Below are 23,345 nucleotides of genomic sequence, written 5' to 3'. Positions count from 1 at the left end.
CCTTTCTTTCTTGCACAAGTACGGCCCGTCCCCCCATCTAGGGCGAGTGCTTCGACAATATGAACTCGTTGAGAGGGTTCGGGCCTATGATCCCGATGCCGACGAAGGCCTGATCAACCGCGCCTACGTCTTCTCGATGAAGGCACATGGGTCCCAGAAGCGCGCTTCAGGCGATCCCTATTTCAGCCACCCAATCGAGGTCGCGGGAATTCTCACCGATCTCAAGCTCGACGACCAGACGATCGCAACCGCTATCCTGCACGACACGATCGAGGACACGCTGGCGACTCCTCAGGAGATCGAGAAGCTGTTCGGGAAGAACGTCGCCCGTCTCGTCGACGGCGTGACCAAGCTCAGCAAGATCGAGGCGCAGTCGGAGAACGAGCGGGCCGCCGAGAATCTGCGCAAGTTCCTTCTGGCGCTGTCCGACGACATCCGCGTGTTGCTCGTGAAACTCGCCGACCGGCTCCACAACATGCGCACGCTCCACCACGTGCCGGCGGAGGAGAAACGGCGGCGGATCGCCCGCGAGACGATGGATATCTACGCTCCGCTCGCCGAGCGGATCGGAATGTACGAAATGATGACCGAGATGCAGACGCTCGCGTTCCGCCAGCTGGAGCCGGACGCTTACGCCTCGATCACCAAGCGGCTGAAGCAGCTTCACGAGCAGGGCGGTGACCTCGTCAGCCGAATCGGGCTCGGCCTGCAGCTCCATCTCGCCGACAATGGCCTCGAGGCCGAAGTCACCGGCCGGGAAAAGCATCCCTATTCCATCTGGCGCAAGATGGCCGAGCGCCACATCAGCTTCGAGCAATTGTCCGACGTGATGGCGTTCCGCGTGATCGTCGACGAGGTCGAGGATTGTTACCGGGCGCTAGGCCTCATCCACCAGCGCTGGCCGATGGTTCCGGGCCGCTACAAGGATTACATCTCGACCCCCAAGCGCAACGGCTACCGCTCGCTACACACGTCGGTGATCCACGATTCGCAGATGCGGATCGAAATCCAGATCCGAACCAAGGCGATGCACGAACAGGCCGAGCGCGGCCTTGCCGCCCACTGGGCGTACAAGGAAGGCAAGCCCAAGGCGGATTTGAAGATCCCGTGGGTGGACGAGCTGGTCGAGATACTGGAGCATGCCGCGAGCCCCGAGGAGCTTCTCGAGCACACCCGGATGGCGATGTACCAGGACCGGATCTTCGCCTTCACTCCCAAGGGCGAGCTGATCCAGCTGCCCAAGGGCGCGACCCCGGTCGACTTCGCCTATGCGGTCCATACCGACCTTGGCGACCGAACCGTCGGAGCGAAGGTCAACGGCCGCGTGGTCCCGCTGCGGACGATGCTGGAGAATGGCGACCAGGTCGAAATCCTGGCGTCGGAGGCGCAGCACCCGCAGCCTTCCTGGCTCCGCTTCGTCGCAACCGGCAAGGCTCGCGCCGGAGTCCGCCGGTTCGTCCGCCACAAGGAGCGCGACGAGACGATCGAGCTCGGCCGCAAGATCTACGAGGACATCGTCGAACGCCTTCCCGCCGAGCTGGCGGAGGACGCCTTACGCCGCGCGCTCAAGAAGCTGTCGATGGAAGACGAGGACGCGCTGATGATCGCGATCGCGAGGAAGCGTGTTTCCGACGAGGAAGTGATGGAATCGCTGATGCCCGGCTCGGCCGGCGGCGACGTCGCCCCCCGCCCGCCCGCACAGCGCACCGCGATCTCGATCAAGGGCCTCACCCCGGGGGTGGCCTATCATCTGGCGACCTGCTGCCACCCCATTCCGGGCGATCGAATTGTCGGCCTTCGCCGCGAGGATGAGGAGATCGAGGTTCACGTGATCGGCTGCGATACGCTTGCGAGCGGAGTCGATGCCGACTGGCTGGACCTGGCCTGGGGCGAAGGTTCGGGCGGCTCCGCGAGGCTTTCGATCATCCTCCACGACGTGCCCGGCGCGCTGGGGACGATGGCGGGCATCCTCGGCGCGAAGCACGCCAATATCGTCAACCTTCACCTAGTCCACCGCGACGGCAGCTTTCAGACCTTCCACCTCGACATCGAGGTTCACGACCTCGCGCATTTGCACGCGATCATTGCCGCGTTGAGGGATGCCGACCCGGTCAGTTCGGTGGAGCGGATCTAGCCCGTTTCTTCGCCGGCATCCGCTCACGCACGCTTCCGGCGGCCAGAACCGCCAAAGTCACGAGGTCCGACGCGGTCGCGGTCATCGGGGCGATTTGCACCGGAAGCTCGAGGCCGACGATGAACGGCCCAAGCACGCTCTCGCCGCCAAGGTTCTTCAGGAGCTTCGACGACAGGTTGGCCGACTGAAGTCCCGGCATCACGAGGATGTTGGCGGGGCCGCTCAGCCGGGTGAACGGGTAGAAGCGCTTCTGCATCTCGTAGTTGAGCGCCACGTCGGGCGCCATTTCGCCTTCATATTCGAAGTCGGTGTTGATCCCGTCGAGCAGGCTGACCGCGCCGCGAAGGTCCTCGATGTGGGTGCCCGGCGGGTTGCCGAAGGTCGTGTAGCTGATGAAGGCGATTCGCGGCTCCAGCCCCATCCGGCGAGCGAAGCCGGCCGCGCGCATGCCGATGGCGGCGAGCTGGTGAGCGTCGGGGCGCTCGGTCACCGCTGTATCGGCGATCAGGACCGTGCGATTGCGGGAGACGACCAGGTTGATCCCGAACGGAGTCGCGTCCTTCTCGTCGTCGATCACCTGGCGGACCTGTCGGAGCGACTGGCTGAACGGGCGGGTCGTACCGGTGATCATCGCGTCCGCTTCGCCGAGCGCGAGCATCGCCGCGGCGAAATAGTTGCGGTCCTGGTTGATCATGCGCTCGACCTCGCGGCGCAGCAGGCCGTGGCGCCGGTGCTTCTCATAGATGTGATCGACGGCTCGCCCGACCAGAGGCGAATTGCGGCTGTTGAGCACCTCGTAGCTTTCGGGATCGTCCACTCCGAGTTCGCGGAGGAGGCCGTAGACGTCCTCGCGGCCGACCAGCACCGGAGTTCCGTAGCCCGCTTCGCGGAAGGCGATGGCCGCGCGAAGAACGTTGGGCTCCTCGCCCTCGGCGAACAGGACGCGCTTCGGATTGGACTTCGCGGCTTCGTAAGCGAGGCTGAGCACCGACACGGTAGGGTTGAGCCGCGCCCGCAGTTCGTGGCGGTAGGCGTCGAAGTCCTCGATCGTCGTTTGTGCGACTCCGCTCTTCATCGCCGCTTCGGCGACGGCGGAGGCGACGACCTCCATCAGCCGCGGGTCGAACGGCGCCGGGATGATGTAGTCGCGGCCGAAGCTCTGCGAGCGACCGCCATAGGCAGCCGCAACTTCCTCCGGGACCGGCTCGCGCGCGAGCTCGGCGAGGGCCTCGGCGGCGGCGATCTTCATCTCGTCGTTGATCGCGGTGGCGCGCACATCGAGTGCTCCGCGGAAGATGAAGGGGAAGCCCAGCACATTGTTGACCTGGTTGGGGAAGTCCGAGCGGCCGGTGGCGATGATCGCGTCGGGGCGGGCTTCCATCGCGTCGGGCGGCCATATCTCCGGGTCGGGGTTCGCCATGGCGAAGATGATCGGCTGATCCGCCATTTGCTTCAGCATGTCCTGAGTGAGGACGTTGGCAGCCGAGAGGCCGAGGAAGACGTCGGCGCCCTTCAGGGCATCCGCAAGCGTCCGCGCGTCGGTTTCCACGGCATGGGCCGACTTCCACTGGTCGAGGTCTGTCCGGCCTTTGTGGATCACGCCCTTGCGGTCGCACATGATGACGTTGCCGCCCTTGACGCCCATCGCCTTGACCAGCTCGGTGCAGGCGATCGCCGCCGCTCCCGCGCCGTTCACGACCACCTTGATGTCGCCCAGCTTCCGGTTGGTGAGGTGGCAGGCGTTGATCAGGCCGGCGGCGGTGATGATTGCGGTGCCGTGCTGGTCGTCATGGAAGACCGGGATGTTCATCCGCTCGCGAAGCGTCTGCTCGATGACGAAGCAGTCCGGAGCGGCGATATCCTCCAGGTTGATCCCGCCGAAGCTTGGCTCGAGGAGGGCGACGGCGTCGATGAAGCGGTCGCAATCCTCGGTCGCGAGCTCGAGGTCGATGGCGTCCACGTCGGCGAAGCGCTTGAACAGCACCGCCTTGCCTTCCATCACCGGCTTGGCGGCCAGCGCTCCGAGATTGCCGAGGCCGAGGATTGCGGTCCCGTTGGAGATGACGGCGACGAGGTTGCCCTTGGCGGTATAATCATAGGCGAGGGTCGGGTTCGCGGCGATCGCCCGGACGGGCACGGCGACCCCCGGCGAATAAGCCAGGCTCAAGTCGCGCTGCGTCGCCATCGGCTTGGTCGCGACGATCTCGATCTTCCCCGGCCGACCCTGCGAGTGGAAGTCGAGCGCTTCCTTTTCAGAGAATTTGATATTGCTGTCGCTCATTCGCGCCGCTCCCTTGAGCGGGGGCTTTAGCCAAAGGGTGTGGGAAGAGTCACGCCGAGCGGCTACGGTTGACCGCATGGCCAGAGCCGACGCCCCAACCCCGATGATGGCGCAGTACCGGCGCCTCAAGGAGGAGGCGGGGGACGCGCTGCTCTTCTATCGCATGGGCGACTTCTTCGAGCTGTTCTTCGACGACGCGCGGATCGCCGCCGCCTGCCTCGACATCGCGCTTACGAAGCGCGGCGAAGATGCCGGAGAGCCGATTCCGATGTGCGGGGTGCCGGTCCATTCCGCCGAATCCTACCTCGCCCGGCTGATCAAGGGCGGGCACCGGGTCGCAATCGCCGAACAGATCGAGAGCCCGGCGGAGGCGCGAAAGGCGCGCGGCTCGAAGACACTCGTGGAGCGGGCGATCGTTCGGCTGGTCACGCCCGGGACCCTCACCGAAGAGACGTTGCTCGAATCGAGCTCGGCCAACTGGCTGGCGGCGATCGGGCGTGCCGGAGACGATTGGGCGATTGCTGCTGCGGACATTTCGACGGGCAGGTTCGAGCTGGTCGCCTGCGGTCCGGGCGAACTCGCGTCGGAGCTTGCCAGGCTGTCGCCGGCCGAGACGGTCGCCGATGGGTCCGTGCCGGGAGTGCGGACGCGCGCCGGGCAAGGCGGGTTCGACAGCATCTCCGGAGAGCGGTCGCTCAAGGCACGGTTCGGGCTGTCGACGCTTGACGGAATGGGGGCACCGGGACGCGCGGAGCTTGCGGCTGCGGGAGGGCTTCTCGCTTATCTCGACGCGACCCAGAAAGGCGCCCGGGTTCTGCTCGATGCGCCTGTTCGAATCGCCCGGTCAGCGCACATGCAGATCGATTCGGCGACCCGGGAGAGCCTCGAGCTGACTCGGTCGGCGCAGGGCGGAGTCGCCGGAAGCCTGCTTGGCGAGATCGATCGCTGCGTCACTGCCTGCGGACGACGGCTTCTGGCGGAGGATGTGTCGGCGCCGCTGATGGACAAGGCTGGGATCGAGCGGCGGCTCGCTCTCGTCGGCTGGTTCCACGAGGACCAGCTTCGCCGCGACCGCACACGCTCGGCGCTGAAAGCGCTACCCGATCTCGCGCGGGCGCTTGGACGGCTGAGCGCCGGGCGTGGCGGTCCGCGCGACCTCGCGCAGCTTCGCGACGGGCTATCCGGAGCGCAGGAGCTTCGGCGGGAGCTGGAGTCGGAAAGCGAGCGTCCGGCGATGCTCGATCAGATGCTTCCGCTCCTCGGCGGTCACGCAGCGCTGGTCGACCGGCTCGCTGCCGCGATCGTCGAATCGCCGCCGCTCGACGCATCCAAGGGCGGATATATTGCCGAAGGGTTCGACGAGGCGCTGGACTCGCTTCGGGCCGCATCGAGCGACGGCCGCCGGGCCATAGCGGCGCTCGAAGCGCGGTATCGCGACTCGATCGGAATCGCTTCGCTGAAGATCCGGCACAACGCGGTGCTCGGCTATCATATCGAGGTCGCGGCGAGGCATGCGGACAAGCTGATGGCGCCGGACAGCGGCTTCACGCACCGGCAGACTCTCGCCGGCGTTGTCCGATTCAATTCGCCCGAGCTTCACGAAGAAGCCGCGCGAGTGGTCGAGGCCGGAGGCCATGCGCTGGCGCTCGAAGCAAAGCACCTGGAAGAGCTGACCAGGCTGGCGGTCGCCGACAGCTCGAGGATTCTGTCCACCGCTGACGCCTTGGCGCGCATCGACGTCGCCGCCGGCAATGCGCAGCGTGCCGCCGAGAGCGGATGGGTTAGCCCGCAGCTTACCGAAGAGGCCTGCCTCGAGGTCGAGGGCGGCCGCCATCCCGTGGTCGAAAGCGCGCTTTCGGCAAGCGGCGAGCGCTTCGTCGCGAACGATCTCAGCTTGGGCCGCGACGACCGGCTGTGGCTGATCACGGGCCCCAACATGGGCGGCAAGTCGACCTTCCTCAGGCAGGCGGCGCTCATCGCGGTTCTCGCCCAGACGGGGTGCTTCGTTCCGGCGGCGCGTGCCAGGGTCGGATTGGTCGACCGCCTGTTCAGCCGAGTCGGAGCATCGGACAACCTCGCCCGCGGCCGCTCCACCTTCATGGTCGAGATGGTCGAGACTGCGGCGATCCTTGCCCAGGCGACTCCGCAGAGCCTGGTGATCCTCGACGAGATCGGCCGCGGCACGTCGACATACGACGGGCTCGCGATCGCCTGGGCGGTGGTCGAGGCGATGCACGACAAGCTCACATGCAGGACCCTGTTCGCAACTCATTATCACGAGCTGACCCGCCTTGCCGGAAGGCTCGACGCGCTGTCGCTCCACCATGTGCGCGCGCGTGAGTGGAAGGGCGATCTTGTCCTCCTCCACGAGGTCGCCGACGGCGCCGCGGACCGCAGCTACGGGATCGCCGTCGCGAAGCTCGCAGGGCTTCCGCCCGCAGTGGTCGCCCGGGCGAAGGCGGTGCTCGCCAAGCTGGAAGCGGGGCGCGACGCGACCGGTGGCATCGCAGCGGGCCTCGACGACCTGCCCCTGTTCGCTTCATCGGCCGAGCCAGAGCGGGCAGCGGACCCGCTTGCTGACGCGCTTGGCACTATCGACCCCGACGCGCTGACTCCGCGCGAGGCGCTCGAAACATTGTACCGCCTCAAGAGATTGTGGGCGGAACGGGGCGGCGAGTGAACGCGCCCTTCGAGCCGGTCGACGATCGGCGGGCGATCATCGACCCGCGCAAGCTCGGCGACCAGATCCGCAGCGCTAGCTCCGCGAAGGCGGCCAAGGTTCTCTTAAGCGGCCTGGAGCGCGGCCGTACCGAGATCGAGAAGCGTCTCCGCGCCCACCCCGGCCGTGGGCGAGCCGCCGCCCGGTCGACGGCTTACCTGCACGCACAGATTGTTCGCCTCGCGTTCGAATTTGTGACGGGCGACGCTCCGCCGGAGGTCGCGATCGTCGGCCTTGGCGGGACCGGGCGCGGCGAGATGGCGCCGTACAGCGACCTCGACCTCATGTTCCTTACCAGCGGCAAGCCGTCCGCGGAGATCGACAAGACGGTCCAGTCGGTCCTCTACCTGCTGTGGGACCTGCAGCTGAAGGTCGGCCACTCCCTTCGCTCGATCGACGAGCTAATCACGCTGACCCGAACCGACATGACGGTTCGCACCGCCTTCCTCGAGGCGCGGCTGCTGTGGGGAACGGAAGAGATTTTCGAGGCGGCTTGGAAGCGCTTCCGGTCCAAGATCGTGACGGGATCGGGCGACGAGTTCGTCGCCGCAAAGCTTGCCGAGCGCGACGAGCGGCACGTGAAGATGGGCGACAGCCGCTACGTGGTCGAGCCCAACGTCAAGGACGGGAAGGGCGGGCTTCGCGACCTTCAGACGCTCTACTGGATCGGCAAGTATATCTATGACGTCCGCGAGCCGGCCGACCTGGTGTCGGTCGGGCTTCTGACGGCAGAGGAATTCGCGCATTTCGAGCGGGCCGAACGCTTCTTCTGGGCAGTCCGTTGCCACCTCCACGTCGAGGCGGGCCGTGCGGAGGAGCGGCTGGGCTTCCAGTACCAGAAGGCGATCGCAAAGCGCATGCGCTACGCCGACCGCCCGGGGAAGTCGGCAGTCGAGCGCTTCATGCACTTCTACTTCCTCAACGCGAAGGATGTCGGCGACCTGACCGGGGTGTTCCTCGCCCAGCTCGACGAGAAGATGGCAAAGAAGGGATTCCGTTTCGCCCTTCCCGCCATTCGCCGCAGGCCGAAGGCGCTCAACGGCTTCGTCCTCGACCGCGGCAGGCTGTCGATCCCCGGTGAGAGCTTCTTCGAGGAAGACCCGGTGCGGCTGGTGGAGCTGTTCGCTCTCGCCGCCCGCGAGCAGTTGGAGATCCATCCGGCGGCAATGCGCGCCGCCACTCAATGCTCGAAGCTGATCAAGTCGAGGGTTCGGAAGGACCCGCGCGCCAATGCTCTTTTCATGGAAGTTCTGACGAGCGTTCACTCGCCGGATGTTGTCCTTCGCTGGATGAACGAATCGGGCGTGTTCGGCCGGTTCATTCCCGACTTCGGCCGCGTCGTCGCCCAGATGCAGTTCGACATGTACCACCATTATACGGTCGACGAGCACGCGATCCGGGCGATCGGGCTTCTGGCGGCGATCGAGCGGGGCGAGCTTGTTGAAGACCACCCGCTGTCGACCGCCTTGTTCGACCAGATCGCCTCGCGTCGGGTGCTTTATGTGGCCGTGCTCCTCCACGACATCGCCAAGGGACGCGGCGGCGATCACAGCGTGCTCGGCGCCGAAGTCGCGATGGATATCTGCCCGCGCCTCGGCCTCGACGAGGGCGAGACGGAAACCGTCGCCTGGCTGGTTCGCCACCATCTCTTGCTCTCCTCGACCGCGTTCAAGCGCGACCTCGCCGATCCCAAGACCATCGAGGATTTCGTCCGGCAGGTGCAGAGTCCGGAGCGGCTTCGGCTGCTTCTGATCCTGACGGTGGTCGACATCCGTGCCGTTGGCCCAGGGGTGTGGAACGACTGGAAGCGCATCCTGCTGAGGTCGCTGTTCGATGCCGCGGAGGAAAAGCTGCGGCTTGGCCACAAGCAGCGCGGGCGGAGTGAAATCGTCGAGCAGCGGCAGTCGGAACTGCTCCACACGCTCCAATGGAAGCCCAAGATCGCCCGAGCCTACGCCCGGCGCCTGCCGGACAGCTACTGGCTTGCCGAGCCCCAGGACGTCCAGCGGTCGAACGCACTCCAGGTTGCGGCCGCGGAAGCGCGCATCGGCGAAGCAGAACCGACCATCGTCGCCGAAGATGAGCCCGCGCGGGGCGCCACCCGAATCAGCGTTTTCACGCCCGACCGGGAGGGGCTGTTCTTCCGGATCTGCGCGGGCCTTGCGAGCGCGGGCGCGAGCATCATCGACGCCAGGATCCACACTACTCGGGACGGAATGGCGCTCGACAACCTGCTCGTTCAGGATTCGCAGGGCCAGCCCTATCGCGACAAGAGGCTTCGGAACCGGCTGGTGAGGTCGGTCGAATCAGCGATTACCAGCGAGGAGGTGCCGAGCCTCGGCCCGCCGCTTCGAAGCGGGGACAAGGCGGCCGCATTCAACGTCGCGCCGTCGGTTGCCATAGCCGAGCGAGCGTCGAGCCGGACCACGGTGGTGGAGGTAAATGCGCTGGACAGGCCGCGCCTTCTGGCCCGGCTTGCCCGCGCGATCCACGAATGCGGGCACCGGCTCCACTCGGCGCACATCGCGACCTACGGAGAGCGCGCGGTGGACGTTTTCTACTTGAGCAATGAGCGCAGGCAGAAGCTCAGCCAGAAGCAGATCGAAGATTTGCGGGCGGCGCTTTTGGCCGCCGCCCGCGAAGACGAAGCTTAGTCGCGTTCGGCGTCGCTTCCCGGTGCCGGTGCGCCCGGCATCGGCGGAACGCCGACCGATTTGGGAGCGTCCGCTGCAAGCTCCGGAACCTCGATGATCCCGCGGCCGACATGGCTGCGGCTGCGCGAATATCCGAAGTAGATCAGCAGGCCGACCGCACCCCAGATGATCAGCACCAGCTTCGCCAGAGTCGGCAGGAACAGGTAGAGCCCGATACAGCCGATGATCGCCATTGGAGCGATGATCGCCACCGCAGGAGTGCGGAACGGACGCTTGCGGCTCGGATCCTTCCGGCGAAGGATGAGCACAGCCAAGGCGACCATCGCGAAGGCGAACAGCGTCCCCGAATTCGAATAATCGGCAAGCTTGCCGACCGGCAGGAAGGCCGCCGCAAGCGTCACAACGATGCCAGTGAAGGCGGTGACGATGTGCGGAGTGCGGAACTTCGGATGAACGTCCGAGAGGCGCTCCGGAAGCAGGCCGTCACGAGCCATGACGAAGAAGATTCGGGTCTGGCCGAACATCATCATCAGCACCACTGACGGAAGAGCGATGAAGGCTGCGACGCCCATGAGGTCGCCTATCCGCTCATAGCCGATCGTGCGGAGCACGTGCGCAAGCGCCTCCTTCGAGCAGGTGAGCGGCTCGGTCATTCCGCCGGCAACGACGGCCTTGCACTGCGCGGCAAGCTCGGCCGATCCCGGCGCGAGAACGTGTCCGGCCGCGTCGCGAACTGGGTCGGCGCCCATCGCGCCGATCGCTCCGGCGGCTACCAGCAGGTAGAAGACGGTGCAGAAGAGGAGCGAGCCAATGAGGCCGATCGGCACGTTGCGTTGCGGATTGATCGTCTCCTCCGCCGCGGTCGAGACCGCGTCGAAGCCGACGTAAGCGAAGAAGATCGATGCGGCCGCGCCGACCACTCCATAGGTGCCCCAGCCATTGGGGATGAACGGCTCGAAGTGAGCGCCGTTGAGCACCGGGAAGGTCAGGATAACGAAGATGGACAGCGCCACGACCTTCACCAGCACGAGGGCCGAGGTGAAGCGCGCGCTCTCCTTGGTACCGATGATCAGAAGGCCGGTAACGAGGAGCGCGATTCCGACGGCCGGAAGGTTGAGGATTCCGCCCTGGCTAGGACCCACGGCAAGAGCCGTCGGGAAGTTTATCCCCCAGCTCTTGAGCAAGCCGACGAAATATCCAGACCAGCCGACCGCGACTGCTGATGCGCCGACGGCATATTCGAGGATCAACGCCCAACCGACCATCCAGGCGAGAAGCTCGCCCATCACGGCGTAGGTGTAGGTGTAGGCGGAGCCCGAAACTGGGACCATCGCCGCAAGCTCCGAATAGCAGAGCGCAGCGACCGCGCAGACGAAGCCGGCGATCACGAAGCTGATCATCATTGCCGGGCCGGCCTTCTGGGCAGCCTCGGCGGTCAGCACGAAAATTCCGGTGCCGATGACTGCGCCGATACCGAGCAGGGTCAGCTGGAACGCGCCAAGCGAGCGGTGCAGGCTCTTTTTCTCGGCAGTCGCCAGGATCGCGTCGAGTGGTTTGACGCGGCCGAGAAACAGGTTCTCCCGCGGTGCTGCTGTGGCCATTAGACTCCCCTCAATGACGTTTCGGCGCGGAGCCTAGCGGCTGCTGCCGCTCGCGCAACGGCGAATTCGACTAACGCGCCAACATGGGGCCGAGCGGCTGGCCGCCGAAAATGTGCACGTGCAGGTGAGGTACCTCCTGTCCTGCGCGCTTGCCGGTGTTGGCGAGCAGCCGATAGCCGCCGACGACGAGCTGCTGGTCCCGGGCGACCTTGCCGACCGCCCGGACGAATCCGGCCATCTCGGCGTCCGACGCCCTGTCGGAAAAATCGTCCCACGAGACATACGGTCCCTTCGGGATCACGAGGATGTGGACCGGCGCCAGCGGGTTTATGTCGTGAAAGGCGAGCGCCCATTCGTCTTCGTACACCTTCTTGGACGGAAGCTCGCCGCGGAGGATTTTCGCGAAGATGTTGCTTTCATCATAAGGCTTTGTCGGATCGATCGGCACGATTCACTCCGTTGAGTCCGCTTGACCGGGAACGCCGCCTCGTTACCACCGGAACCGATGACCGACGAGACTCCGGAAAGCCTGATCCCTTACGACGAGATCGTGCAGGAGGCACTGCGCGACGTTGTCGGCCGAGTCCTCGGCGAAGTCGAGCGCTCCGGCGGTCTCCCCGGCGCCCATCATTTCTACATCAGCTTCCGCACGCGGATGCCCGGGGTCGAAATTCCAAAGCACCTGCTGGAGCGCTTTCCCGAGGAGATGACGATCGTCATCCAGCACCGATTCTGGGACCTCAAGGTCGGGCAGGATGCCTTTTCGGTTGGCCTCTCCTTCGGCGGAGTCCCGGCAAGCCTTCGAGTCCCGTTCGCCGCGGTGACCGATTTCGTCGATCCCGCGGTCGACTTCAGCCTCAAGTTCCAGGCCAATGCCGCCGATCCGGTCCACGAGACCCACGACCAGGCGGAGAACGATGCGCCCACGGCCGCCGATGACGACGGCTCCAACGTGGTAAGCGTGGACTTTACGCGCAAAAAATGAAGCGCGCAGTCGTGCCGGGGGCATGACGAGCACTTCATTCAGCGCTACGCGCAGCCCTGCAATGCATGCTGAAGCGAGTTCAGCATGACGAATTTAGGGGCGAAGATGACACCGACCCGCACCGAAAGTGATAGCTTCGGCGATATCGAGGTTCCAGGCGACTCCTACTGGGGGGCGCAGACGGAGCGCTCGATCGGCAACTTCCCGTTCGGGCCTCGCGAGCAGCTGCCGATCGAGATCATCCACGCGTTCGGGTTCATCAAGCAGGCGGCCGCGCGGGTTAATGCGCGTCACCGCCTGCTGGACGCCGAGGTGGCCGAAGCAATCCAGCAGGCGGCGGCGGAGGTCGCGCGGGGCGACCTGGACCGGGAATTCCCGCTGGTCATCTGGCAGACCGGATCGGGTACCCAGTCCAACATGAACGCCAATGAAGTGATCGCCGGCCGGGCCAACGAGCAGCTCACCGGCAAGCGCGGCGGCAAGAGCCCCGTCCATCCCAACGACCATGTGAACAAGAGCCAGTCGTCGAACGACAGCTTTCCGACGGCCATGCATATCGCCGCTGCCCGCGCTGTGATGTCGAAGCTGCTCCCGGCGGCCAAAGCGATGCAGGAAATGCTGGCCGGGCAGGCGGCCAAGTGGGACTCGATCGTCAAGATCGGCCGGACCCATCTGCAGGACGCGACCCCGCTAACGCTCGGCCAGGAGTTCTCCGGCTACGCGGCGCAGATGCAGGCGAACGTCGACCGGATCGAGCAGGCGATGCCGAGGCTCTACATGCTCGCCCAGGGCGGGACGGCGGTGGGTACCGGCCTCAATACTCCAAAAGGCTTCGCAGAAGCCTTCGCCAAGGAGGTCGCGAACCTCACTCGGCTGCCCTTCACCTCAGCGCCGAACAAGTTCGCCGAGATGGCGGCCCACGACACATTGGTCGAGCTGTCGGGGATATTGAACACCCTCGCGGTGTCGCTGACGAAGATCGCGAACGACATAAGGCTGATGGGATCGGGTCCGCGCTGCGGAATCGGCGAGCTGAAGCTGCCGGAGAACGAGCCCGGGAGCTCGATCATGCCGGGCAAGGTGAACCCGACGCAGTGCGAAATGCTGACGATGGTTGCGGCGCAGGTGATGGGCAATCATTTCGCCGTCACCGTCGGCGGGATGCAGGGGCACCTCGAGCTCAATGTGTTCAAGCCGCTGATCGGCGCCAACGTCATCCGTTCGATCAATCTCCTGTCTACTGGGATGCAGAGTTTCACGGAGCGTTGTCTCGATGGCCTCGAGCCCGACGAGCAGCGGATTGCCGACCTCATGAACCGGTCGCTGATGCTGGTGACGGCTCTCGCTCCGGAGATCGGCTACGACAAGGCGTCTGAGATCGCCAAGCACGCCCACAAGACCGGCAAGACCCTGAAAGAAGCGGGGCTCGAGCTCGGCTATGTCGACGAGGAGACTTTCGCGCGGGTGGTGAAGCCGGAGACGATGGTCGGCCGCTGAAGCGGCCGGACTAGAACGCGACGTTCACGCGGACGCCGACATTGTCGATCCCCGGGTTCTGCTTTCCGAACAATTGCGCGTGGCTGAGGTGCACCCAGCTGGCCTCGGCGCTGACTCGCGGTGCGACCTGAACTCCGATCGCCAGCTCCGGCTCGAACAGCACGCGCGAGCCGAACTCGATCTTGTCGTTGAACGGATTGTCGAACTCGGCATCCGATCCTGTGTGGACAGCAATCCCGAGACCGGGGCGCACGTAGACCGTGCTACCGAACTTCGCGGATAGGCCGACAGCGGCATAGCTGGTGTGGCCGGCGCTGTTCAGAGCGCCGAACACGTAGGGCTGAAGCCGGCCGCCGAAGACCCTGGCGATATCACCCCCGCGCCATCCGAGCTGCAGGTCCACTCCATCCTCGACGTGGCCGCCGAGCGTCAGCGGAGTATCGACGCCATGGGCATAGAGACCGCCGAACAGCTCGCCGGCAAAAGCGGGGCCCGGAAACAGGGCCGCAGCGGCGCCCAACATTGCGATCGCGAGTCTCTTCACTTCGATCTCCCGAAAAGTTCGCGGCTTCAATGATCGGGAGCGGCATTGGTGCCGTTGGCTCAGGCGTCCGGCAGCCCCCGGAACTTGTCGATCTCGTCGAAGATCGCGGAGATGGCCGCTCGCTCCTCCTCGCCCACCTCGGGGCGCCAGATGTCGAACAGGAGGATGATCCGCAACTGGCCCGTCGGGTTTATGGCTTCATGCTCGATGCTGTCGTCGAAGATCAGGAGCTTGCCTTCCTCCCACTCGCGTTTCTCGTTGCCGACCCGAAGCCAGCAACCGGCCGGAACGATCAGAGGAAGGTGACAGATCAGGCGGCAGTTCAGCATCCCGCTGTGCGGCGGAATGTGCGCCCCGGGCTCCAGGCGCGAAAAGAGCACGGCCGGTGTGCGGGAGCCGATCCGGCTTAACGGCACCTTCTTGAGAGCAGCCATCGTCTGTGGGCAGCGGCGCGCATTCTCCTCGACCACCTCGCCGTCTTTCCAAAGGTAGAGCGCGGTCCAGCTGGGGTCCTCGTTGAGCCCGCCGAAATCCCGGTGGGGACGGTCGGGATCGTTCTGCACATAGGGCCGAAAATCCGCAGCTTCGTCGACCAACGCCTTAAGCTCCTCGCGGATCAGGTGCGTCGCCGCTTCCAGCTCCGTGACCCAGCCGAACTCCTCGCGCTCGAAATACTGACGCTGGGCGAGGTAGGGATAATAGAGCACCGCCGGCTGCTGCGGATACACCTCGCGGCGGCCCTTGAGCATGTCGAGCGCGTGGCGGACCCGGAGCTGTCCGTTGGCGTCCGAGGGCAAATTGTCCTCCACCGCGCTGTCCAGCGCGGCCGCAAAAGTGGCGGCCGCGTGCTGCACGAAGTCTCGACCCCGCTGGAGCCGGGGCACGAGTTGCGGTTCAACGCGTGGCCTCGTTTGCGCCTGCTTGAGCGCGGCCTGGTAAAAGCTCATCGCCGCGCGCGCGTCGCCGCGAGCCGCATATTCGTCGCCCCGGTCGAGGAGAGTCCCGAGGTCCGCCGCGTTCGTGCTCACTGGAATAGGGCCCTGCTTCGCATGTCCGCTTGTCGCGCGGGCTGCACGGAACGGCAAGCGGCGAGGACCGGCCGGGCCGCCGGATCGTTACCTTCGCAGGAGGATGATCACATGTCCGAGCTCAACGAAAAGCAGCGCGACCGTCTCGACGACGATCAATATGCCTTTCCGAAGGAGCGCAAGGAGCCCCTCAACGATGCCGACCACGTCCGCAATGCGGTCGCCCGGTTCAACCAGGTCGAAGGCGTCAGCGATTCAGAGCGCGACGAAGCGTGGAAGCGGATCAAGAAGGCCGCGAAGAAGCATGACGTGGAGCTGAGCGAGAAAAGTTGGCGAGAGCTGAAGGACTAGCTCAGAAGCCTCAGCGGATTCTCGATCAGCGGCTTCATGTCCGCAAGGAAATTGGCGGCGTCCCAGCCGTCCACCACGCGGTGGTCACAGGACAGCGACAGGTTCATCCGCTTGCGGATCTCGATTTCGCCGTCGATTGGGACCAGCTTCTCCTCGATCTTGTTGACCGCGATGATCGCCACCTGAGGCGGGTTAATGACGGGGGTCGATGTGATCCCGCCCATCGGCCCAAGGCTGGAGATTGTGATCGAGGGGCCGGTCAGTTCCTCGCGGCTCGCCTTGTTGTTGCGGGCGGCGTCGGAGAGGCGGCCGATCTCGGAGGCCAGCTGCCAGACGGTCAGGCCCTGCGCGCCCCGGATGACCGGAACCATCAGGCCGTTCTGAGTCTGCGTGGCGATTCCCATGTCGACCGAGCCGTGACGGGTGACGGTCATCGCCTCGTCGTCGAAGCTCGCGTTGAGCATCGGATAATCGGCCAGCGCCCGGCACATTGCGGTGACCAGGAACGGGAGCAGCGTCAGCTTTGGATTGTCGCCGCGGTCGCGGTTCATCATCGCGCGAGTCTCTTCGAGCGCGGTGACGTCGAACTCCTCGACCAGGGTGAAGTGCGGGATCCGCCGGTTCGCCTCGGCCATGTTTTCGGCAATCTTGCGGCGAAGGCCAACGACCTTGATCGTCTCGTCCGGCCGCGATGAGCCCGCGCCTCGGGCAGACACGCTCCCGCCCTGGTGGAGGATGTAGGAATCGAGGTCCGAGTGGCGGATCCGCGAGTCCCTCGCCTTGACCTGGCCAAGGTCGATTCCGAGGTCGCGGGCGCGGGCCCGAACTGCGGGCGAGGCGAGCACGTGGGCGGCGCCGGCCGCAACTTCCGGTTCGGGGCGTGGCTGGGGAGCCGGAGCGGGTGCGGGTTTCGCCGGCGCAGGCTCGACCGCCGTGACCGGCATTTCCTCTTCCTGCGCCTTTGTCGGCTGCACCGCGCCGTCGCCCAGCGGGCGCTCGGACTTGCTCTCGGCGGCAGTTTCGGTGGAGCGGTCCTCGGCAACCGCTGCCGAAGTTTCGATCACCGCTAGGACGGAGCCGATCGGCACCATATCGCCGACCTCGCCGGCAAGCTGGACGACCTTGCCTGCTACCGGGGATTCCATCTCGACGGTCGCCTTGTCGGTCATCATGTCGGCGAGCTGCTGGTCCTCGGCGACCTCGTCGCCGACCTTCACGTGCCAGGCGACGATCTCGGCTTCGGCAATGCCTTCGCCGATGTCCGGCAGCTTGAATTCGAATTTCGCCATCAGTCGGCCATCACTTTCTCGAGGGCTTTCTTCAATCGCTTGGGACCGGGGAAATAGGCCCATTCGTAGGCATGTGGGTAAGGCGTATCCCATCCGGTCACGCGCTCGACGGGAGCCTCCAGGTGATAGAAGCAGCGCTCCTGGACCAGCGCAGTCAGCTCGGCTCCGAAGCCGGTGTTGCGCGGCGCTTCGTGGACAACGACGCAGCGGCCCGTCTTCTTCACCGATTCCTCGATCGTCTCGATGTCGAGCGGGACCAGGCTTCGAAGATCGATGACCTCGGCGTCGATGCCGTTTTCCTCGACCGCTGCGAGCGCGACGTGGACCATCGTGCCGTAGGCGAGAACGGTCAGGTCCGCGCCTTCGCGAACGACCGCGGCCTTGCCCAGCGGGATGGTGTAATGACCCTCGGGCACCTCGCTCGCGGGGTGCTTGGCCCACGGCTTCACCGGCTTGTCGTGATGGCCGTCGAAGGGACCGTTGTAGATCCGCTTGGGCTCGAAGAAGATCACCGGGTCCGGGTCCTCGATCGCCGCGATGAGAAGGCCCTTGGCGTCGTAAGGCGTCGACGGGATGACTGTCTTGAGGCCCGCGATATGGGTGAACAGGCTCTCCGGGCTCTGGCTGTGCGTCTGCCCGCCGAAGATACCGCCGCCGTAGGGCGAGCGGATCACCATCGGCATCGCCCATTCGCCGGCGGTGCGATAGCGGATCTTGGCGACTTCGCTGACGATCTGGTCGTAGCCCGGGTAGATATAGTCGGCGAACTGGATCTCGATCACCGGCTTCAAGCCGTAAGCCGCCATTCCGACGGCCGTGGCGACGATTCCGGCTTCGTTGATCGGCGCGTCGAACACCCGGGTCTTGCCGAACTGCTTTTGCAGGCCCTCGGTCACCCGGAACACGCCGCCGAAATAGCCGGCATCTTCGCCATAGACGACGATGTCCCCGTCGCGCTCCATGGCGACCTTGTGCGCATTGTTGAGCGCCTGGATCATGTTCATCGCGGGCATCAGTCGCGGCCCTCCGACACAGCCTGGTCGCGCTGCTCGACGAGGTTCCACGGTACGTCGGCATAGACGTCGTCGAACATGCTCTCGATATTGTCGCGGCCCTGCTCGGGCAGGACGCCCATCTTTTCAGCTTCCTTCTGGGCCGCCCTGACCTCGGCGTCGCACTCCGCACGCATCGCTTCGTGTCGCTCCTCGTCCCATTCGCCGAGCGCGAGGAGGTGCGCCTTCAGCCGCTCGATGGGATCGCCGAGCGGCCAGGCCTTGGCCTCGCCGGCGGGACGATAGCCGGTCGGGTCGTCCGAAGTGGAATGGCCCTCCGCGCGATAGGTGAAAAACTCGATCAGGGTCGCCCCCAGGTTGGAGCGCGCACGGTCGGCAGCCCAGCGAACCGCGGAATAAACGGCCAGGACGTCATTGCCGTCCACTCGAAGAGAGGGAAGGCCGTAGCCGACTCCGCGCTGGGCGAATGTCGCTTTCTCCGCCCCGGCGATTCCCGAGAAGCTGGAGATCGCCCACTGGTTGTTGACGACGCACAAGATCGCTGGAGCGTTGTAGACCGCGGCGAACGTCATCCCTGCGTGGAAGTCGCCTTCCGCCGTCGCTCCGTCGCCGATCCAGCCGACTGCGATCCGGCTGTCGCCCTTGATCGCGCTAGCCATCGCCCAGCCGACCGCCTGCGGGAATTGGGTCCCGAGATTGCCGGAGATGGTGAAGAAGCCGTGCTCCTTGGACGAATACATGATCGGCAGCTGGCGCCCGCGGAGCTTGTCGCCTTTGTTGGAATAGATCTGGCACATCATCTCGACGAGCGGATAGCCCCGCGAGACAAGTAGCCCCTGCTGGCGATAGGTCGGGAAGTTGATGTCCTCGCGGTCGAGCGCTGCTGCAGTGGCGGTTGCAATCGCCTCCTCGCCCGTCGCCTTCATGTAGAAGCTGGTCTTCCCCTGGCGCTGGGCGCGGTACATGCGGTCGTCGAAGATCCGCACCGTGACCATGTCGCGCAGGATCTTGCGAAGGGTGTCCGCGTCGAGCTTGGGGTCCCACGGTCCGACGGCCGCGCCATCGTCGTCGAGGACCCGGACCAGGCCTTTCGCCAGCGGCTCGATCTCGGCGGCGGCGACGGCAATGTCCGGCCGCGGGGTCGAACCGGCAGCTGGGACCTTGAGCGACGAGAAGTCCGGCGTGTCGCCGGGGCGGAACGGCGGCTCAGGCACGTGAAGCCTGAGCTCGGGCCGGTTCGCCTTCTTTGGGTTGTCCTTGTCTCGCATTTGGTTGAGGCGCTTAATCGCGAGTCGGCCAAGCGGCAACAGGGGAAGACAAGTATGCTTTACATCGCCCGTGATATGCGAAGTATTGGGCGGATGCTGGCGGTTGCAGTTATGCTTGCCGTGGCCGGAATTGCGCTCGGAGGCTGTGCGAGTCAGCCAATGCAGACCGCACCCGTTCCCGCGGCGAAATCGGTCTTCGTCGTCCGGCATTTCCAAAAAAGCGAGGGCACGGATCCGTCGCTGACCGCCGAGGGCGCAGCGAACGCTCGGCGCCTCGCGGCAATGCTCAAGGACAAGGGAGTTACGGCCATATTCGCGACTCCGACCAAACGCGCGATAGAAACTGCGGCGCCGCTTGCCGCCCAGCTCGGCCTGGCGGTCACGCCCTACAACCCCAGCGATCCGCCGGCGCTTCTCGCCGCCGTGCGGAGCACCTCCGGATCGGCGCTCGTCGTCGGGCACAGCAACACCGTGCCCGATCTCGTCGAGATGTTCGGAGGAGCAAAGCCCGCGCCGCTGTCCGACAGCGACTTTGGAACCGTCTATGAAGTCGAGGCCGACGGGAAGGTCGTCGCCATCCCCGTGCGTTGACGATGGCGGAGCGGCGGCGCTAGGCGCTGGCAATGGCTGAAGACAAGAACCCGCTGCCCGACCGGCTTTCGCTCGACCCACGAAGCCCGTATTTCGACGGCGAGATCCTGAAGAACCCCGTGGGCATCAAGTTCAACGGGCAGGAAAAAACGAACGTCCAGGAATATTGCGTATCGGAAGGCTGGATAAAGATCCCGGCCGGCCGGAGCCGCGACCGCTACGGCAACCCGATGACGATCACGCTCAAGGGGCAGGTCGAGCCCTACGTCGAGGCTCAGCCCGAAGGCGGCGACGGCGACGCGTCGGAGGGATAAGCCGGCTCATGCTGGCGTCGCTCACGGACCTTTTTGAAAGCCCAGCCGGCTAAAGCGACTGCGGCGAGCGCCGGAACGCTCCGGCGGGCGAGAGCCGCGGCTCCGTATCCGAGGATCGCGCCCTTCGCGCCCGACTGGCGGCCGGCAATGCGCTTGCCGAGTAGCGCTCCTGCAATTTTACCCAACATAACCGTGCCTTTCTGAATTGGCCTGTGGCTCCAAGCGCCGGCGGTTGGGCACGGTTCCATCGCAGTTGGGAAATTGCGCCAAGGCGGCGTGGCGCATCATCCCACTTCTCCCCTCGCCAATCGATCGGCCAAACAATTTTTGGCGGTTTTGCTGGTTTGGCACGGCCCTTGAATAGCAATGTTCATCGGCCCGCAAGCAAACCAGCAGGCCCGAAAAAAGGGAGATTAGAAATGTCCGGTCAGACGACCATCACTCGGACCCTCATCGCCGCCCTCGGCGCGCTTTTGATGAGCTCGGTCGCGGTTGGTTCGGCGATCGCTCCGGCGCATGTCGCCGTTGCCCAGACGCAGTCCTCGATCAATGCCTGAGCTCGAAATCCTCGAAGCGAAGGTTCCGGTCCGCACTCCGGTGCTGGTGACTGAGCCCGAAACCGCAACAACGCGGATGGCTCCGGTTGCTAGCTGGCTCAGCGGCCCAGTGTTCAGCCGCGCTCGCGACATCTTCGCGGCGAACATGACCGAGCTTCTCGACCGGGCGGAAGACCCGGCCCGGATGATCCGAATGATCATCATGGAGATGGAAGAGACTCTGGTCGAGGTTCGGGCGACAGCGGCCCGGTCGATCGCCGACATGAAGGAAATGCGGCGGTCGCAGCAGAAGCTTTTCGAAATCCAGGCGAACTGGACCGAGAAGGCGGAGCTGGCGCTCAGCAAGGGCCGCGAGGACCTGGCCAAGGCCGCCCTCACCGAGCGGCAGAATGCCGCCGACATGGCCGAGGGCCTGGCCGAGGAGATCGCCGAGATCGAACAGGTGCTCCGCAGCTATGAGGCGGACATCGCCCGGCTCCAGGCGAAGCTTCGCGAAGCCCGCTCGAGGCAGAATTCGATCCAGCACCGGCTGGAAAGCGCAGTGACCCGGGCAAAGGCCCGCGAGCTTCTGCACGGAAGCCGGACGGAGGATGCGTTCAGCAAGTTCGAGATCCTCGAGCGCCGCGCAGACTTCGCCGAAGGACGCGCCGAGGCGCTTGGCCTCACCGGCCCGAAGAGCCTCGAGGAAGAGATCGCCGAGCTCAGGTCGGCCGAGAAGGTCGATGCCGAGCTCGAAGAGATGAAGGCCGCGCTCGCGGCCAGGAAGAACTGAGGAAGGGGGACTGAAGATGGCTCGCAAGACATATCGTTACTCGCTCAACCGCCGGGACTCGAAGCTCGTCGGTGTCTGCTCAAAGCTTGGCGAGCAGTTCGGGGTCGACCCCACCTTCCTTCGGGTCGCATTCGTCGCCGCGGCGCTGATCATCAGCTTCAAGCTGACCCTCGCGCTCTACGCCGGCCTCGGAATCTGGTTCGCGGTGCAGAAGCGCCGGCTGATGAACGAAGGCCCGCGCGTCAGCGACTACGACAAGATGGATTTCGCAACGAAGGTGCGCCCGTCGGTGCACGCGATGCGGACCGAGCTGGACCCCATCGACCGCCGCCTGATGGCGATCGAGGACCATATTTCCAAACCCAACAATGATCTTGCGCGCGAGATCGAAGCGCTGCGGGAGGACAAGTGATGGACCCTCTTTCGATTGGACTGGTTGCCGGAACCGTTCTTGCAGCCCTGGGTACGGCCGCACTGGCAGGCCTCAAGGGATGGAATGCCTGGCTGGAGCTCAAGCGGCTCGAACTGACTCACTCGTTCGCGGACGGACATCTTCCCCCCGCGGGCAACCGGATCGAGCTGGCGGACCTCAGGGAGCGGGTCCGCAAGCTGGAAGCCATCGCAGCCGGAATAGACCTCTAGGAAAACACGCTCCCCAGCCCGCGTTATTCCTCCCCAAGAGACGCGGCGCGCGAGGCGGCTCGGGCTCAGCCCCCGGGCCGCCTCTTTTATGTCCGGCTAACTAGCAACAATCCCGGCCCGCGTGATCGGCCTCGTCCCGATGCTCGACCTGGATTGTCGAGTGGCTGATTCCGAACAGCTCGTGCACGTAGGCATTCGCCTGTCGCAGGATCCTGTCCCGATCCACTTCGTCAGCGACAACGAGGTGCACTGTCAGCGCGGTCTCGGTGGTGCTGAGCGGCCAGATATGGAGATGGTGGGTCCCCTCGACTCCGGGAAGCTCGGCAAGGGCTTTCGAAACATGCTCGGGGTTTATCCCTTTGGGCACTCCGGCCAGGGTCATGAACAGCGATTCGGTGAGAAGGCTCCATGTGCCCCACAGGATGACGGCGGCAACGGCAAGGCTGACGACCGGGTCGATCCACCTTTCGCCGGTGAGGTAGATCAGCAGTCCGGCGAGAACGACCGCGGCCGACACGGCCGCGTCGGCCATCATGTGCAAATAGGCGCCGCGTATGTTGATGTCCTTTTCCCGGCCCCTGGCGAACAGCCAGGCGGTCACGCCGTTGACTGCGACGCCGACTACCGCGACCTGCATGACCACAAACCCGTCGGCAGTTTCGGGAATCCGCAGTCGGCGGATGGCCTCGGCGGCAATCGCACCGACCGCAACGAGAAGGACCAGGGCATTGATCAGGGCGGCGAGGATGGACGTCTTCTTCAGCCCATAAGAGAAGCGCGAACTCGGTCGCCGCCGGACCATCACGGCGCCGCCCCACGCAATCAGCAGCCCCAGGACATCCGACAGATTGTGGCCTGCATCGGCCAGCAGGGCCGTCGAATTCGCGATAAAGCCGAAGACGGTTTCGACGACCACGAAAGTGAGGTTGAGAGTCGTGCCGATCAGGAACGCCCGCCCGAAATCGTTCGGCGCGTGCGAATGGCCATGGCCGTGTTCGTGAGGCGTTGATTGACTGTGGGATGCCATGGACTTTACTCGGCCGTAACGAGGCCTTGGTTGCTAAGTCAATGACTTTACTAGAAATATTATATCATCGCGGGATAA

Annotated in this window: 21 protein-coding genes; 12 read left to right on the top strand and 9 right to left on the bottom strand. The window is 65.1% G+C overall.

The features are described from left to right. The first annotated feature begins 46 nt into the window (after positions 1–46). Positions 47–2,134: a RelA/SpoT family protein gene (locus LZ519_RS08025; protein WP_249868163.1), complete on the top strand. Its 2,088-nt coding sequence runs from the start codon at positions 47–49 to the stop codon at positions 2,132–2,134. Here the strand turns inward: LZ519_RS08025 and LZ519_RS08020 are convergent. Next, entirely contained in the window at positions 2,112–4,415 is a 2,304-nt protein-coding gene (locus LZ519_RS08020; RefSeq protein ID WP_249868162.1) for an NADP-dependent malic enzyme, read from the bottom strand. The genes LZ519_RS08025 and LZ519_RS08020 overlap by 23 nt on opposite strands. A 76-nt stretch (positions 4,416–4,491) precedes the next feature. On the opposite strand from LZ519_RS08020, the gene mutS reads away from it, so the two are divergent. Together mutS and LZ519_RS08010 are read left to right on the top strand one after the other, a co-directional pair. Further along, entirely contained in the window at positions 4,492–7,095 is a 2,604-nt protein-coding gene (gene mutS, locus LZ519_RS08015; protein WP_249868161.1) for a DNA mismatch repair protein MutS, read from the top strand. Next, positions 7,092–9,788 (top strand): [protein-PII] uridylyltransferase, encoded by a 2,697-nt coding sequence (locus tag LZ519_RS08010; RefSeq protein WP_249868160.1) that lies wholly within the window; start codon positions 7,092–7,094, stop codon positions 9,786–9,788. The genes mutS and LZ519_RS08010 overlap by 4 nt, the downstream gene beginning before the upstream one ends. Here the strand turns inward: LZ519_RS08010 and LZ519_RS08005 are convergent. Continuing rightward, complete coding sequence (locus LZ519_RS08005) at positions 9,785–11,362, bottom strand: amino acid permease (RefSeq protein ID WP_249868893.1); 1,578 nt, start codon at positions 11,360–11,362, stop codon at positions 9,785–9,787. The genes LZ519_RS08010 and LZ519_RS08005 overlap by 4 nt on opposite strands. A 97-nt stretch (positions 11,363–11,459) precedes the next feature. Further along, the gene (locus LZ519_RS08000) at positions 11,460–11,837 is read right to left on the bottom strand and encodes a histidine triad nucleotide-binding protein (RefSeq protein WP_249868159.1); all 378 of its coding nucleotides are present in this window, start codon (positions 11,835–11,837) and stop codon (positions 11,460–11,462) included. 57 nt (positions 11,838–11,894) lie between these two features. On the opposite strand from LZ519_RS08000, the gene LZ519_RS07995 reads away from it, so the two are divergent. Next, positions 11,895–12,374 carry an SspB family protein gene (locus LZ519_RS07995; protein WP_249868158.1) on the top strand — a complete coding sequence of 160 codons (480 nt, stop codon included), beginning with the start codon at positions 11,895–11,897 and terminating at the stop codon, positions 12,372–12,374. A 105-nt stretch (positions 12,375–12,479) separates the two neighbouring features. Further along, a complete protein-coding gene (gene fumC, locus LZ519_RS07990) occupies positions 12,480–13,871 on the top strand; it encodes a class II fumarate hydratase (protein ID WP_249868157.1) in 1,392 nt (463 codons plus the stop codon). 10 nt (positions 13,872–13,881) lie between these two features. On the opposite strand, the gene LZ519_RS07985 is transcribed toward fumC, so the two are convergent. Both LZ519_RS07985 and LZ519_RS07980 read right to left on the bottom strand, forming a co-directional pair. Further along, complete coding sequence (locus LZ519_RS07985; RefSeq protein WP_249868156.1) at positions 13,882–14,415, bottom strand: acyloxyacyl hydrolase; 534 nt, start codon at positions 14,413–14,415, stop codon at positions 13,882–13,884. A gap of 59 nt (positions 14,416–14,474) precedes the next feature. Beyond that, on the bottom strand, positions 14,475–15,443 hold the full coding sequence (locus LZ519_RS07980; protein ID WP_249868155.1) for an aspartyl/asparaginyl beta-hydroxylase domain-containing protein: 969 nt from the start codon (positions 15,441–15,443) through the stop codon (positions 14,475–14,477). Between the two features lie 111 nt (positions 15,444–15,554). On the opposite strand from LZ519_RS07980, the gene LZ519_RS07975 reads away from it, so the two are divergent. Next, complete coding sequence (locus tag LZ519_RS07975) at positions 15,555–15,794, top strand: DUF6582 domain-containing protein (RefSeq protein WP_249868154.1); 240 nt, start codon at positions 15,555–15,557, stop codon at positions 15,792–15,794. Here the strand turns inward: LZ519_RS07975 and LZ519_RS07970 are convergent. The 3 genes from LZ519_RS07970 to LZ519_RS07960 are packed head-to-tail and all read right to left on the bottom strand — an operon-like array spanning position 15,791 to position 19,364. Continuing rightward, complete coding sequence (locus LZ519_RS07970) at positions 15,791–17,083, bottom strand: dihydrolipoamide acetyltransferase family protein (protein WP_249868153.1); 1,293 nt, start codon at positions 17,081–17,083, stop codon at positions 15,791–15,793. The two genes, LZ519_RS07975 and LZ519_RS07970, sit on opposite strands and share 4 nt — an antisense overlap. Further along, the gene (locus LZ519_RS07965) at positions 17,083–18,087 is read right to left on the bottom strand and encodes an alpha-ketoacid dehydrogenase subunit beta (protein ID WP_283937464.1); all 1,005 of its coding nucleotides are present in this window, start codon (positions 18,085–18,087) and stop codon (positions 17,083–17,085) included. Before LZ519_RS07965 ends, LZ519_RS07970 begins: the two co-directional genes overlap by 1 nt. 8 nt (positions 18,088–18,095) lie before the next feature. Further along, on the bottom strand, positions 18,096–19,364 hold the full coding sequence (locus tag LZ519_RS07960) for a 3-methyl-2-oxobutanoate dehydrogenase (2-methylpropanoyl-transferring) subunit alpha (RefSeq protein WP_249868151.1): 1,269 nt from the start codon (positions 19,362–19,364) through the stop codon (positions 18,096–18,098). Positions 19,365–19,523: 159 nt separating this feature from the next. Between LZ519_RS07960 and LZ519_RS07955 the strand changes: the two genes are divergently transcribed. The 6 genes from LZ519_RS07955 (at position 19,524) to LZ519_RS07930 (ending at position 22,240) form a co-directional block, all read left to right on the top strand. Then, positions 19,524–19,955 (top strand): SixA phosphatase family protein, encoded by a 432-nt coding sequence (locus LZ519_RS07955; RefSeq protein WP_249868150.1) that lies wholly within the window; start codon positions 19,524–19,526, stop codon positions 19,953–19,955. Positions 19,956–19,987: 32 nt separating this feature from the next. Continuing rightward, positions 19,988–20,269 (top strand): DUF3297 family protein, encoded by a 282-nt coding sequence (locus LZ519_RS07950; protein WP_249868149.1) that lies wholly within the window; start codon positions 19,988–19,990, stop codon positions 20,267–20,269. Positions 20,270–20,688: 419 nt separating this feature from the next. Further along, entirely contained in the window at positions 20,689–20,826 is a 138-nt protein-coding gene (locus LZ519_RS07945) for a hypothetical protein (protein WP_249868148.1), read from the top strand. A gap of 76 nt (positions 20,827–20,902) precedes the next feature. Next, positions 20,903–21,598, top strand: coding sequence for a phage shock protein PspA (gene pspA, locus LZ519_RS07940; protein WP_249868892.1), 696 nt, complete (start codon positions 20,903–20,905; stop codon positions 21,596–21,598). A gap of 16 nt (positions 21,599–21,614) precedes the next feature. Continuing rightward, entirely contained in the window at positions 21,615–22,010 is a 396-nt protein-coding gene (locus LZ519_RS07935; RefSeq protein WP_249868147.1) for a PspC domain-containing protein, read from the top strand. Then, complete coding sequence (locus LZ519_RS07930; protein ID WP_431358094.1) at positions 22,007–22,240, top strand: hypothetical protein; 234 nt, start codon at positions 22,007–22,009, stop codon at positions 22,238–22,240. Before LZ519_RS07935 ends, LZ519_RS07930 begins: the two co-directional genes overlap by 4 nt. 100 nt (positions 22,241–22,340) lie before the next feature. Here LZ519_RS07930 and LZ519_RS07925 read toward each other — a convergent pair whose 3' ends face one another. Beyond that, complete coding sequence (locus LZ519_RS07925) at positions 22,341–23,267, bottom strand: cation diffusion facilitator family transporter (protein WP_249868145.1); 927 nt, start codon at positions 23,265–23,267, stop codon at positions 22,341–22,343. Positions 23,268–23,345: the final 78 nt, after the last annotated feature.

The sequence above is a fragment of the Sphingomonas anseongensis genome, assembly GCF_023516495.1.
Classification (GTDB): Bacteria; Pseudomonadota; Alphaproteobacteria; order Sphingomonadales; family Sphingomonadaceae; genus Sphingomicrobium; species Sphingomicrobium anseongensis.
This window is presented reverse-complemented; position numbering and strand designations above follow the sequence as displayed.